This window comes from Enterobacter sp. WP_7_1 (genome assembly GCF_003688535.1).
In the GTDB taxonomy this organism is placed as follows: domain Bacteria; phylum Pseudomonadota; class Gammaproteobacteria; order Enterobacterales; family Enterobacteriaceae; genus Enterobacter; species Enterobacter asburiae.
Genome location: NZ_REFK01000001.1, coordinates 385,552 through 398,928 on the forward strand (window position 1 = coordinate 385,552; position 13,377 = coordinate 398,928).

The 13,377-nt window shown below is 55.1% G+C and carries 11 protein-coding genes and 7 tRNA genes; 1 reads left to right on the forward strand and 17 read right to left on the reverse strand.

The window, feature by feature from the left end; translation table 11 throughout:
* Positions 1 to 110: 110 nt before the first annotated feature.
* The 9 genes from BJ885_RS01870 to miaB all read right to left on the reverse strand — a co-directional run bounded on the left by BJ885_RS01870 (position 111) and on the right by miaB (position 9,324).
* Complete coding sequence (locus BJ885_RS01870; RefSeq protein ID WP_029740140.1) at positions 111 to 836, reverse strand: amino acid ABC transporter ATP-binding protein; 726 nt, start codon at positions 834 to 836, stop codon at positions 111 to 113.
* On the reverse strand, positions 836 to 1,510 hold the full coding sequence (gltK, locus tag BJ885_RS01875; RefSeq protein WP_023334900.1) for a glutamate/aspartate ABC transporter permease GltK: 675 nt from the start codon (positions 1,508 to 1,510) through the stop codon (positions 836 to 838). The genes BJ885_RS01870 and gltK overlap by 1 nt, the downstream gene beginning before the upstream one ends.
* A complete protein-coding gene (locus BJ885_RS01880) occupies positions 1,510 to 2,250 on the reverse strand; it encodes an amino acid ABC transporter permease (protein WP_023310756.1) in 741 nt (246 codons plus the stop codon). The genes gltK and BJ885_RS01880 overlap by 1 nt, the downstream gene beginning before the upstream one ends.
* A 155-nt stretch (positions 2,251 to 2,405) precedes the next feature.
* Complete coding sequence (locus tag BJ885_RS01885; RefSeq protein WP_008501049.1) at positions 2,406 to 3,311, reverse strand: amino acid ABC transporter substrate-binding protein; 906 nt, start codon at positions 3,309 to 3,311, stop codon at positions 2,406 to 2,408.
* A 402-nt stretch (positions 3,312 to 3,713) separates the two neighbouring features.
* A complete protein-coding gene (gene lnt / locus BJ885_RS01895; protein WP_121931066.1) occupies positions 3,714 to 5,252 on the reverse strand; it encodes an apolipoprotein N-acyltransferase in 1,539 nt (512 codons plus the stop codon).
* Between the two features lie 5 nt (positions 5,253 to 5,257).
* Positions 5,258 to 6,136, reverse strand: a complete 879-nt coding sequence (gene corC, locus BJ885_RS01900) for a CNNM family magnesium/cobalt transport protein CorC (RefSeq protein WP_021242574.1) — start codon at positions 6,134 to 6,136, stop codon at positions 5,258 to 5,260.
* An 89-nt stretch (positions 6,137 to 6,225) separates the two neighbouring features.
* Entirely contained in the window at positions 6,226 to 6,693 is a 468-nt protein-coding gene (ybeY, locus tag BJ885_RS01905) for an rRNA maturation RNase YbeY (RefSeq protein ID WP_008501052.1), read from the reverse strand.
* Entirely contained in the window at positions 6,690 to 7,736 is a 1,047-nt protein-coding gene (locus tag BJ885_RS01910) for a PhoH family protein (RefSeq protein ID WP_008501053.1), read from the reverse strand. The genes ybeY and BJ885_RS01910 overlap by 4 nt, the downstream gene beginning before the upstream one ends.
* A gap of 163 nt (positions 7,737 to 7,899) precedes the next feature.
* Positions 7,900 to 9,324: a tRNA (N6-isopentenyl adenosine(37)-C2)-methylthiotransferase MiaB gene (gene miaB, locus BJ885_RS01915; protein ID WP_032641703.1), complete on the reverse strand. Its 1,425-nt coding sequence runs from the start codon at positions 9,322 to 9,324 to the stop codon at positions 7,900 to 7,902.
* A 135-nt stretch (positions 9,325 to 9,459) separates the two neighbouring features.
* Between miaB and ubiF the strand changes: the two genes are divergently transcribed.
* Complete coding sequence (ubiF, locus tag BJ885_RS01920; protein ID WP_121931067.1) at positions 9,460 to 10,635, forward strand: 3-demethoxyubiquinol 3-hydroxylase; 1,176 nt, start codon at positions 9,460 to 9,462, stop codon at positions 10,633 to 10,635.
* A 109-nt stretch (positions 10,636 to 10,744) separates the two neighbouring features.
* Here the strand turns inward: ubiF and BJ885_RS01925 are convergent.
* From BJ885_RS01925 to asnB, 8 genes are all read right to left on the reverse strand, one after another.
* A tRNA-Gln gene (locus tag BJ885_RS01925) sits at positions 10,745 to 10,819 on the reverse strand.
* 36 nt (positions 10,820 to 10,855) lie between these two features.
* Positions 10,856 to 10,930 (reverse strand) — tRNA-Gln (locus tag BJ885_RS01930).
* Positions 10,931 to 10,970: 40 nt separating this feature from the next.
* Positions 10,971 to 11,047, reverse strand: a tRNA-Met gene (locus BJ885_RS01935).
* A gap of 17 nt (positions 11,048 to 11,064) precedes the next feature.
* Positions 11,065 to 11,139 (reverse strand) — tRNA-Gln (locus BJ885_RS01940).
* 32 nt (positions 11,140 to 11,171) lie between these two features.
* A tRNA-Gln gene (locus BJ885_RS01945) sits at positions 11,172 to 11,246 on the reverse strand.
* Positions 11,247 to 11,269: 23 nt separating this feature from the next.
* A tRNA-Leu gene (locus BJ885_RS01950) sits at positions 11,270 to 11,354 on the reverse strand.
* Between the two features lie 8 nt (positions 11,355 to 11,362).
* A tRNA-Met gene (locus BJ885_RS01955) sits at positions 11,363 to 11,439 on the reverse strand.
* A 226-nt stretch (positions 11,440 to 11,665) separates the two neighbouring features.
* Positions 11,666 to 13,330 (reverse strand): asparagine synthase B, encoded by a 1,665-nt coding sequence (gene asnB, locus BJ885_RS01965; RefSeq protein WP_023310762.1) that lies wholly within the window; start codon positions 13,328 to 13,330, stop codon positions 11,666 to 11,668.
* Positions 13,331 to 13,377 lie beyond the last annotated feature (47 nt).

A 13,377-nucleotide genomic window follows, 5' to 3' on the forward strand; every position in this document is an offset into this window, starting at 1 on the left:
ATACGTAGCGTTATTTTGTGACAAGGTTAACGCTGCAATGTGACGCCGACGAGAGGAAGTGAGTGAAAGCGTGAAGCAGTGCGCAATCCGCAGATTGCGCACCGGGAAGATTAGTGCAGGATTTTGGCGAGGAAGTCTTTCGCACGCTCGGATTTCGGGTTAGCGAAGAACTCTTCTTTCGGTGAGTCTTCGACAATTTTCCCTTCGTCCATAAAGATCACGCGGTTGGCCACTTTACGGGCGAAGCCCATTTCGTGGGTCACCACCATCATGGTCATCCCTTCGTGAGCCAGCTCGACCATCACGTCCAGCACTTCGTTGATCATCTCTGGATCGAGCGCCGACGTTGGCTCATCAAACAGCATTGCCACCGGATCCATACACAGCGCGCGGGCGATCGCCACACGCTGCTGTTGGCCGCCAGAAAGCTGTGCCGGGAACTTATCGGCATGCGCCGAAAGCCCAACGCGTTCCAGGAGTTTCAGACCTTTCTCGCGCGACGCTTTTTTATCACGCTTAAGCACTTTTACCTGCGCCAGCGTCAGGTTCTCAATAATGGAGAGGTGAGGGAACAGCTCAAAGTGCTGGAACACCATGCCAACATGAGAGCGAAGCTGAGCGAGGTTGGTTTTCTTGTCGTTGACCCTGGTGCCGTTGACGACAATCTCACCCTGCTGCACCGGCTCCAGTCCGTTGACGGTTTTGATCAGCGTCGATTTACCGGAGCCGGACGGCCCGCACACCACCACCACGTCACCTTTTTTCACTTCGGTGGAGCAGTCGGTCAGCACCTGAAAGTGCCCATACCATTTAGAAACATTTTTCAGGGAAATCATTATACCGTCCTTTTCTTCAGCCAGCTGACCAACAGCGACGCGCTTAAACTAATCACAAAATAGACCGCACCCGCGAAGAGCACCATCTCGACCTGCGTACCATCACGTTCACCGATGGTTGACGCGGTACGGAAGAAGTCTGCCAGACTCAGAACGTAGACCAGGGAGGTATCCTGGAACAGCACGATGCCCTGGGTCAGCAGGAGCGGAACCATGGCGCGAAACGCCTGCGGCAGAATAATGAGCTGCATGGACTGCCAGTGCGTCATCCCCAGCGCCAGCGCAGCGCTGGATTGCCCGCGGGAAATACTCTGAATGCCCGCTCGGATAATCTCCGAGTAGTAAGCGGCCTCGAACATTGAGAACGCCACCATGGCGGAGATCAGACGGATATCGGTTTTCGGCGACAGCCCCAGCACGTTCTGCAGGAAGCCGGGCACAATCAGGTAAAACCACAGCAGCACCATCACCAGCGGGATGGAGCGGAACACGTTAACGTAGGCGGTCGCAAACCAGGCGAACGGCTTAAAGCTCGACAGGCGCATGACGGCCAGCAGGGTACCCCAGACGATACCAATGATGATGGCGATAACGGTGATTTTTAAGGTAATCACCAGGCCATCAAGCAGGTAAGGCATGGATGGAACGATAGAACTCCAGTCAAATTCGTACATTATTTGCCCCCCAGATTACCCGGCAGGCGGATTTTGCGTTCAACCAGGTTCATCACCAGCATGATGAAAGCGTTAATCAGAACATACGCGAGCGTGATCGCGGTGAAGGATTCCCACGCGTGAGCGGAGTAATCCAGCAGCTTGCCCGCCTGCGCGGCCATATCGACCAGGCCGATGGTTGAGGCGATGGCCGAGTTTTTCACCAGGTTCATCATCTCAGAGGTCATTGGTGGAACGATAACGCGGTAGGCGTTAGGCAGCAGCACGTAGCGGTAGGTTTGGGGCAGCGTCAGGCCCATTGCCAGGCCCGCGTTTTTTTGTCCACGCGGCAATGACTGAATGGCGGCACGCACCTGCTCGCAAACGCGCGCAGCGGTAAACAGCCCCAGACACATCATGGAGGAGACAAAGAACTGCACGTTCGGATCCAGTTCCGACTTGAACCACATGCCAATATTTTCGGGCAGCAGTTCAGGGATGACCAGATACCAGGTAAAGAATTGCACGATCAGCGGAACGTTACGGAACAGTTCCACATACAGGGTGCCAAGCGTTGAAAGAAAACGGTTAGGGACGGTGCGCAGAATACCGAACAAAGAACCGACAAGAAACGCGATGATCCACGCCGTTATCGATAATGCCACGGTGACCTGAAAGCCGCTCCATAGCCAGCCAAGATAGGTGGTGTTGCCGAACGGGGCTTGTTGCAGGAATATGCCCCAGTTCCAGTCTATTGACATAATAAACTCCAGAAAAAAAAGGGTAGCAGCGCTACCCTCGAAGATTGGTGAGAAGCTCATTTTTCGCGCTGAGTGGGGAACGACCACTCAACGTATAGTCTGTCCATGCTTCCCGACAATCGAGAGGGCAGGAGATCCCACCCCTGTTGTTCTAATTAGTTAAGAGCCTTGTCATTTGGAGATTTGAACAGCGCTTTCATGTCGTCAGACAGTTCAAAATTCATGTTCAGGTTTTTTGGTGGAATCGGGTTCTTGAACCACTTGTCGAACCATTTTTCGGCTTCGCCGGAGGTCTGCACCTGAGCGATGGTGTCATCGATCAGCTTTTTGAACTGCGGATCGTCTTTACGCAGCATACAGCCGTAGGCTTCTTTGGACTGCGCGGTACCGACGATATCCCAGTTGTCTGGTTTTTTCGCTTTCGCACGTTCGCCCGCCAGCAGGGCGTCATCCATCATAAACGCGACGGCACGACCGCTTTCCAGGGTACGGAAGGAGTCGCCATGGTCTTTCGCGCTGATGATGCGCATATCCATTTTCTTCTCGTCGTTCAGCTTGTGCAGCAGCACTTCTGACGTGGTACCGGAGGTCACAACAACCGCTTTGCCTTTCAGGTCAGCGAAGTCTTTGATCTCACCGCCTTTCTTCGTCAGCAGACGGGTGCCCACGACAAAGATAGTGTCAGAGAAGGCAGCCTGTTTCTGGCGCTCGAGGTTATTGGTGGTGGAGCCACACTCGAAGTCAAAGGTGCCGTTTTGCAGCAGTGGAATACGGTTCTGTGAAGTGATTGGGATCAGCTTCACCTGCAGGTCAGGTTTGTTCAGCTTTTTCTTCACAGCTTCAACGATGGCGTTGGAGTAATCCTGTGAATAGCCCACGACTTTTTGCGTGTTGTCGTAGTAAGAGAACGGGACTGAAGATTCACGGTGGCCGACCACGATCACGCCGTTTTTGGCAATCTTGTCGAGAGTGCTGCCTGCTGCAGGCGCATCTTCAGCGTGAACCACGCCTGCAGACATTCCCATAACCAGCATTGCTGTGGCCAGTTTACGTAATTGCATACCCAACTCCTTTTTTATCAGCGCCAGAGACGCTTTGATACCCATTGTGATGTTGTTATATCTCGCGCAGTGCGAGTGCAGTGTTATGCAAGCTTGTTAACATTTAGTCTGGCTTAATGTAAAGATTTTGCTGCGTTATTGTTTATTTTTGCGAAGCGCGCCGCACCAATCAGAGGCAAATATCTCCCGTTGCACCGTTTCGGTGCTACCGATGATCTACGCTGGTGCGACAAAGTTGCACGTTAAGCCAAACTGCGTTTACCTGAATAAACAAAGCAATAGCCGTGCCAGAATGGGAGTCTGGAGAAAATTGTCGGGTGGCGGCAACGCCTTACCCGACCTACAGCATGGGAAACCAGGCCGGGTAAGCGTCAGCGCCACCCGGCAACAGAAGGGAAGGTTTTATTTACGACGCTGACGCAGGCTCATCAGCACTGCGCCAAAGCCGAACAGCACGGTCAGTATCCACAGCGGCCAGTTGCCGGTGCGCGCGTATGGCGTCAGCCCCGTGGTTGGCGTGACTTTAGTGGTCAGTACCTCACGGGTAAACTGCGGGATCATCGCCTGAATCTCGCCCTGCGGACCAATCACGGCGGTGATGCCGTTGTTGGTGCTGCGCAGCAGCGGACGCGCCAGCTCCAGGGAGCGCATACGTGCCATCTGGAAGTGCTGCCACGGGCCGATTGACTTACCAAACCACGCATCGTTGGAGATGGTCAGCAGGTAGTCAGTATCCGGGCGGAAGTTATCGCGTACCTGCTCGCCGAGAATGATTTCGTAGCAGATGGCCGCCGTCAGGGCCAGGCCGTGCGCGTGCAGCTGAGGCTGTACGTACGGGCCGCGGCTGAAAGAGGACATCGGCAGGTCAAAGAACGGGGCCAGCGGGCGCAGAATCGACTCCAGCGGGACAAATTCACCAAACGGCACCAGATGATTCTTGTTGTACCGGTCAGTGGAGTGATAGCTGTACTCGCTATCTTTCCCGAGCGTAATGATGCTGTTGTAGGTGTCGTAGCGGTTCTGCTGATTCAGACGTGCATCGACAATCCCGGTGATCAGCGTGCTGCCGCGCGCCAGCAGCAGGTCGTTCATCATGTTGAGGAACGGCTGCTGATTAATTTCCAGATCGGGGATTGCAGATTCCGGCCAGATAATCAGCTGGGATTTACCCATCACCTCTTCGGTGGCGTTGGCGTAGATCTTCAGCGTATTCAGCAGCTCTTTCTCATCCCATTTCATAGACTGCGGGATATTCCCCTGCACCATGGAAACCTGCATGGCGCGCTCTGGCTCAGGCGTGAACCACTGGATATAGCGCAGCGGGAAAGGCAGGGCAAACAGCACCAGCGCTACAGCCAGCGGCTTCCAGCAGCGTGTGACCAGCGCTAATACCAGCAGGCCGCTCACCACCATCAGCAGGAAGTTGATGGCCTCAACGCCCATTACCGGTGCCAGCCCTTTCAGGGGGCCATCAATCTGGCTGTAGCCAAACTGCAGCCACGGGAAGCCCGTCAGCACCCAGCCTCGCAGGAACTCGGTTATTTGCCAGACCACCGGTGCGGCAATAGCGAGGCGCAGCCAGGTGGTTTTTGGCCACAGGCGAGAAAGGATGCCGGCGAACAGGCCGGTATAGAGCGAGAGATACGCGGCGAGCAATACCACCAGGAAGACGTTTACCGGGCCAGGCATACCGCCAAACTGGGCGATGCTGACATAAACCCAGTTGATGCCTGAGCCAAACAGCCCCAGCCCCCAGAAGTAACCGATGGCAGCAGCCTGTACCGGACGACGATTCAGGGTCAGGCCCTGAAGCCCCATCAGGGAGAGAATGGCCGCGGGCCAGATATCGTAAGGAGAGAAAGCCAGCGTACCGCTGGCTCCAAGTAACAGCGCCAGAAGCAAACGGACGCGCTGGCGTTCAAGCAGTGGGGCAAATGCCATTTACATTAATCTTCCAGTTTTGGCACCGGTGAGTCGTCCGGCGTTCTGACGTGAACCTGTATGATACGTCGGCTGTCGGCCATTGCCACTTTGAACTGGTAACCGTCGATGTCAACGGTCTCACCGCGCGCCGGGAGGTGACCAAAGGCCTGCATCACCAGCCCGCCAATGGTATCGACCTCTTCATCGCTGAAGTGGGTACCGAAGGCGTCGTTGAAGTCCTCAATCGAGGCCAGCGCACGCACGGTCCAGGTGTGGCGGCTAAGCTGACGGAAGTCGATATCTTCTTCTTCGTCGTACTCGTCTTCGATTTCGCCCACGATCAGCTCAAGAATATCCTCGATCGTGACCAGACCGGAAACGCCACCAAACTCATCAATAACAATCGCCATGTGGTAACGCTGAGAGCGAAACTCTTTCAGCATCCGATCCACACGTTTACTCTCCGGCACAACCACGGCCTGGCGTAACACTTTTTCCATGCTGAAGGCTTCGGCATCGCTGCGCATAAACGGCAGCAGATCTTTGGCCATCAAAATCCCTTCGATGTGATCTTTGTCTTCGCTGATGACCGGGAAACGCGAGTGGGCGGATTCGATGATCACATCGAGGCACTCGTCCAGCGTCTGGTTACGTTTCAGGGTGATCATCTGCGAGCGGGGGATCATGATATCGCGAACGCGCTGGTCGGCGATGTCCATAACCCCTTCGAGCATTTCGCGCGTATCTTCGTCGATAAGGTCGTTCTGCCCGGAATCACGAATCAGCTCCAGCAGTTCATCACGGTTTTTGGGTTCGCCGTGGAAAAGCTGGTTCAGAATGAGGGAGAAAAATCCCTTTTTACTGGTTGTCGTGTCGCTACTGTGTGAATTGTCGTCGCTCATGGCGTTTGTTAAGGGTTCTCTTGTTAGTTCAACGTTTACCGCCACGCGATGTCCTTTCGTGGCGGCATGTGAGTCAGTCAGGTGACGGACTATTCTTTCTCGGCAATGTACGGATCCTCATAGCCCAGAGCAAGCATTATCTCTGTCTCGAGGGACTCCATCTCTTCCGCTTCGTCATCTTCAATGTGATCGTAGCCGAGCAGATGCAGGCTGCCGTGTACCACCATATGCGCCCAGTGGGCCTCAAGCGGCTTTTGCTGTTCTTTAGCTTCCTGCTCAACCACCTGACGGCAGATGATCAGATCGCCCAGCAGCGGCATCTCAATGCCCGGCGGCGCTTCGAATGGGAAAGAGAGCACGTTGGTCGGCTTATCTTTCCCGCGATAGGTCAGGTTAAGCTCATGGCTTTCTGCTTCATCCACCAGGCGAATCGTCACTTCTGATTCTTCCTGAAACTGAGGAATAACGGCATCCAGCCATTTCTGAAACTGTGCCTCATCTGGCATGCCGGAATTGTCTTCACAGGCCAGCTGTAAATCGAGGATCACCTGACTCATTTCTGTTCTTGCTCCTGCGCTTCGCGCTTACGTTCTGCGGCCAGTTCGGCCTTACGCTTCTGATCCGCCTCTTCCCAGGCTTCATAGGCGTTGACGATACGCGCGACCACCGGGTGGCGTACCACGTCTTCACTGTGGAAGAAGTTAAAGCTGATTTCGTCGACCTCGGCCAGCACCTCAATGGCGTGGCGCAGGCCTGATTTGGTGCTGCGCGGCAGGTCGATCTGGGTAACGTCACCGGTGATGACCGCTTTCGAGTTAAAGCCGATACGCGTCAGGAACATCTTCATCTGTTCGATGGTGGTGTTCTGGCTCTCATCAAGAATGATGAACGCATCGTTCAGCGTACGACCGCGCATGTAGGCGAGCGGGGCAACTTCAATAACGTTACGCTCAATGAGCTTCTCGACCTTCTCAAAGCCCAGCATTTCGAACAGCGCATCGTATAAGGGACGCAGATACGGGTCGACCTTCTGGCTCAGATCGCCCGGCAGGAAGCCGAGTTTTTCACCCGCTTCGACGGCAGGGCGGGTCAGCAGGATGCGACGGATCTCCTGGCGTTCCAGCGCATCTACCGCAGCGGCAACGGCAAGATAGGTTTTACCCGTCCCCGCCGGCCCCACCCCGAAGGTGATGTCGTGGTCGAGGATATTGGCGATGTACTGCGCCTGATTTGGCGTACGCGGCTTAATGACGCCACGTTTGGTCTTGATATTGATTGCCTTACCGTAGTCCGGCACGCTTTCCGCGCTTTGCTCAAGCACGCGCGCCTCTTTAATGGCGAGGTGAATTTGTTCCGGTTCGATATCCTGAATTTCGCCGCGCATGGGGGATGTATCGACATACAGGCTACGCAGAATGTCCGCAGCGGCGTTGACGCAGATAGGGCGTCCGGTAAGTTTGAAATGATTATCGCGACGATTGATTTCGATACCCAGACGTCGCTCCAGTTGTTTGATGTTGTCATCAAACGGCCCGCACAGGCTCAGCAGGCGAGCGTTGTCTGCTGGCTCAAGGCTAATTTCACGCGTATCTATATTCAAACTGTTCCTCTTTAATTGGTTAACTGACCCATTGCGATAGGGCGTAATAAAACGGTCATTACCGAAATTATTCACGCCACAGAATAAAGGCGCAAGCGTTGCGGAAGATATTGGGGACGATGAGAGGAAATACAAGGCCTGCCGGAAAGGCAGGCCAGGAGGATTAAGGCTGGTAAATCCCCACGCCAGAATCGTTTTCTTTGCGGGTACGAGAGATCACGGATTCCGGTGACTCGGCAATACGCAGGCCCATTTCGTCCTCGGTGCGTACCAGCTTAGCGCGCAGCGAGTTGGTCAGCACTTCGACAATCTCGACGTCCACGAATTTACCGATCATATCCGGGGTGCCTTCAAAGTTCACCACGCGGTTGTTTTCGGTACGACCGGAGAGTTCCATAATGCTCTTGCGGGAGGTGCCTTCCACCAGAATGCGCTGAACGGTGCCGAGCATACGGCGGCTCCACGCGTTGGCCTGCTGGTTAATACGCTCCTGCAGAATATACAGACGCTGCTTTTTCTCTTCTTCCGGCACATCGTCAACCATATCGGCCGCAGGTGTTCCAGGACGCGCAGAGAAGATGAAGCTGTAGCTGACGTCAAAATTCACTTCACCGATGAGCTTCATGGTGCGCTCGAAGTCATCAGCGGTTTCGCCAGGGAAGCCGACGATAAAGTCGGAGCTGATCTGGATATCCGGACGCGCTTCACGCAGCTTACGAATGGTGGACTTGTACTCCAGCACCGTATGCGGGCGGCCCATCAGGTTCAGCACGCGGTCAGAGCCACACTGAATCGGCAGGTGCAGGAAGCTCACCAGCTCTGGCGTATCGCGATACACGTCAATGATGTCGTCGGTAAACTCCATCGGATGGCTGGTGGTAAAGCGAATGCGGTCTATACCGTCAATCGCGGCCACCAGACGCAGCAGCTCGGCAAAGCTGCCGGTGGTGCCGTCGTAGTTTTCCCCGCGCCAGGCGTTTACGTTCTGGCCCAGCAGGTTCACTTCGCGAACGCCCTGTGCGGCAAGCTGCGCAATTTCAAACAGAATATCATCTGCCGGACGGCTGACTTCTTCACCGCGGGTGTAAGGCACCACGCAGTAAGTGCAGTATTTGTTGCAGCCTTCCATGATGGAGACGAAGGCGGTCGGGCCATCTGCGCGCGGCTCCGGCAGACGGTCAAACTTTTCGATTTCCGGGAAGCTGACGTCAACGACCGGACTACGGTTGCCGCGAACCTGATTGATCATCTCCGGCAGGCGGTGAAGGGTCTGAGGGCCAAAGACAATATCCACATACGGGGCTCTCTGGCGGATCAGCTTACCTTCCTGCGACGCGACGCAGCCACCCACCCCGATGATCAGGTCCGGATTTTTTCGTTTGAGAAGCTTCCAGCGGCCTAACACGTGAAAGACTTTTTCCTGCGCTTTTTCACGAATCGAACAGGTGTTCAGCAGCAGTACGTCCGCTTCTTTCACATTTTCTGTCAGCTGGTATCCGTGGGTTGAATCCAGCAGATCGGCCATCTTGGATGAATCGTATTCGTTCATCTGACAGCCCCAGGTTTTTATATGGAGTTTTTTAGTCATCGACTTGCTCAGCTCAGGATTGCAAGCCGCGTATTGTAATGCTTTGGTGGGGTTGTGACCAGTATGAAGGTTATGTGTCTCAGGACCGCAAAAATCCGGTAAACTTAAGGGATTCTCCAATAAGGAAAATTGACCATGACACTCCTACACACCGAAGTTGCCGTTGTCGGCGGCGGTATGGTCGGCGGCGCGCTGGCGCTGGGGCTGGCGCAGCAGGGATTTGAGGTAACGGTAATTGAACAGGCTGCTCCGCCGGCCTTCGATCCCGCCAGCAAACCGGATGTGCGCATTTCCGCGATCAGCGCGGCATCCGTCGATCTGCTGCGCGGGCTGGGCGTCTGGGAGGCGGTGCTGGCGATGCGCGCCCATCCTTACAGTCGTCTTGAAACCTGGGAGTGGGAAAACGCCCACGTCGCGTTTGATGCCGCTGAGCTGAAGCTGCCGCGCCTGGGTTATATGGTGGAAAACAACGTGCTTCAGCAGACGCTCTGGCAGGCGCTGGAGGCGCACCCGAAGGTGACGCTGCGCGTTCCGGCGTCGATTAAGGCTCTGCATCCTCACGAGAGCGGGTATTTGCTGACGCTCGACAGCGGCGATGAACTGGCCGTGAAGCTCGTCGTCGGAGCGGACGGCGCTAACTCGCAGGTCAGACAGATGGCGGGAATTGGCGTTCATGCCTGGCAGTATGAGCAGTCCTGCATGCTGATTACCGTCGAGTGCGAGAATGCGCCGGGAGAAAGCACGTGGCAGCACTTTACGCCGAATGGCCCGCATGCATTTTTACCGCTGTTTGATAACTGGGCATCGCTGGTCTGGTACGACAAACCGGCGCGCATTCGCCAGCTGCAGGGGCTTTCAATGGAACAATTGCAGCGGGAAATCCGCCTGCACTTCCCGAGCCGTCTGGGCAACGTTACGCCGGTGGCTGCCGGGGCGTTTCCCCTCACGCGACGCCATGCTTTGCAGTATGCCCGTGAAGGGCTGGCGCTGGTGGGCGATGCGGCACATACCATTCATCCGCTGGCCGGGCAGGGCGTGAACCTGGGGTACCGTGATGTCGATGCGTTACTGGATGTGCTGGGCAGCGCCCGCGGGCACGCGGAAAACTGGGCCAGCCATCAGGTGCTGAAGCGTTATCAGACGCGACGCATGGCGGATAACTTTATTATGCAGTCGGGGATGGATCTGTTCTATGCCGGATTCAGCAATGACCTGGCCCCGGTGCGTATTCTGCGTAATATTGGATTGATGGCAGCGGAGCGTGCCGGTGGTCTGAAGCGTCAGGCGCTGAAATACGCCTTAGGACTCTAATCATTATTCCCTCTCCCAGTGGGAGAGGGCCAGGGTGAGGGCATCAGGCCGCACAATACTAACGACAAAAACAAAAAAGCCCGCAGAGCGGGCTTTTTTGTTACTTAAGTGGCTGGGGTGCAGGGATTCGAACCCCGGAATGCTGGTATCAGAAACCAGAGCCTTACCGCTTGGCGACACCCCAATTGCGTTAAACAAGCTGCTTAACGACTTTTTAAATTGGCTGGGGTACGAGGATTCGAACCTCGGAATGCCGGAATCAGAATCCGGTGCCTTACCGCTTGGCGATACCCCAACAATTTGTCTTGATTACCGAAAAATCGACAATCTTAATTTGGTGGCTACGACGGGATTCGAACCTGTGACCCCATCATTATGAGTGATGTGCTCTAACCAACTGAGCTACGTAGCCAGTACTGCAATCTTCGATGGCTGGGGTACCTGGATTCGAACCAGGGAATGCCGGTATCAAAAACCGGTGCCTTACCGCTTGGCGATACCCCAATACCGCGGAGAACCGCAAAATCGAAGAAATATGGCTGGGGTACCTGGATTCGAACCAGGGAATGCCGGTATCAAAAACCGGTGCCTTACCGCTTGGCGATACCCCATCCGTGCAACGCTTACCTGGGAATGGTGCGGGAGGCGAGACTTGAACTCGCACACCTTGCGGCGCCAGAACCTAAATCTGGTGCGTCTACCAATTTCGCCACTCCCGCAAAAAAGATGGTGGCTACGACGGGATTCGAACCTGTGACCCCATCATTATGAGTGATGTGCTCTAACCAACTGAGCTACGTAGCCATCTTTTTTCGCGTTACCTTATCGGCGTTGCGGGGCGCATTATGCGTATAGACCCTTGCAGCGTCAACACCTTTTTCAACGAAAATAGCCGGAATGTGACTGTTTGGTTAGGTTGCGAACAGCGTGACCGAATATTCGGCAATTATTGGTTATTAATCAGATTTAGGCGGTGAAATACGAGGCAAAAAAATCAGGCCCCTGAGGGGCCTGATTGCGATCTGAGTGATTATTTGTAGGCTGACTGGTGAACGCCTACCGCGCGTCCTGATGGATCGTTCATGGATTTGAAAGATTCATCCCATTCAATCGCTTTGGCAGAAGAGCAGGCAACGGACGGGCCACCCGGTACGCACTCCGCGGCGCTCGGTACCGGGAACAGCTCTTCAAAAATTTCACGGTACAGATAGGCCTCTTTCGAACCCGGCGTGTTGTACGGGAAGCGGAAGCTTGCGGTTTCCAGCTGTTGGTCAGAAACCTGTTTTGCCGCGACCTCTTTCAGGGTGTCGATCCAGCTATAGCCTACGCCATCAGAGAACTGCTCTTTCTGACGCCATGCTACGCTCGCCGGCAGGTAGGATTCAAAACATTCACGCAGGATATGTTTTTCCATTTTGCCGTTGCCGCACATCTTGTCCTGCGGGTTGATGCGCATCGCCACGTCGAGGAATTTCTTATCCAGGAACGGCACGCGCGCTTCCACGCCCCATGCGGACATCGCTTTGTTGGCACGCGCACAGTCAAACATATGCAGGGCCTGCAGCTTGCGCACGGTCTCTTCGTGCAGCTCTTTGGCGTTCGGCGCCTTATGGAAGTACAGGTAGCCGCCAAACACTTCGTCAGAACCTTCGCCGGAGAGCACCATTTTGATGCCCATCGCTTTGATCTTACGCGACATCAGGTACATCGGGGTCGAGGCGCGGATGGTGGTCACGTCATAGGTTTCAATGTGATAGATCACATCGCGGATCGCATCCAGACCTTCCTGCACGGTGAAATGAATCTCATGGTGCACGGTGCCGAGGTGGTTTGCCACTTCCTGCGCGGCTTTCAGGTCAGGTGCGCCTTCCAGGCCAACGGCAAAAGAGTGCAGCTGTGGCCACCAGGCTTCTGAGCGCTCCTGATCTTCCACGCGACGGGCCGCGAATTTCTTGGTGATCGCGGAGATCACGGAGGAGTCCAGACCGCCGGAGAGCAGCACGCCATAGGGCACGTCGGACATCAGGTGGCTTTTCACGGAATCTTCCAGTGCCTGACGCAGTTCGGCTTTGTCCGTGACGTTGTCTTTTACTGCATCATAGTCGAACCAGTCGCGCTGGTAATAGGAGCGGATCTCGCCGTCTTTGCTCCACAGATAGCTGCCCGCCGGGAACTCTTTAATGGTGCGGCATACCGGCACCAGGGCTTTCATTTCAGAGGCGACGTAGAAGTTGCCGTGCTCATCGTGGCCCATGTACAGCGGGATAATGCCGATATGGTCACGGCCAATCAGGTAAGCGTCTTTTTCGCTGTCGTACAGGGCGAAGGCAAACATGCCCTGCAGGTCGTCCAGGAACTCGGGCCCTTTCTCCTGATACAGCGCCAGGATCACTTCACAGTCAGAACCGGTCTGGAACGCGTAGCGGTCGCCATATTCGGCGCGCAGCGCCTGGTGGTTGTAGATTTCACCGTTGACAGCCAGCGCGTGCGTTTTTTTCTCGTTATACAGCGGCTGTGCACCGGCGTTGACGTCAACAATAGACAGACGTTCGTGAGCCAGAATCGCTTTGTCACTGGCGTAAACGCCTGACCAGTCCGGGCCGCGATGGCGCATCAGGCGGGACAGTTCGAGTGCTTTTTTACGCAGTTCGCCCGCGTCAGTTTTAATATCCAGTACGCCAAAAATTGAACACATAACCTTCTCCGTTAACCCTGTTGCTTTGTAATGTTGCTTGCTTATGA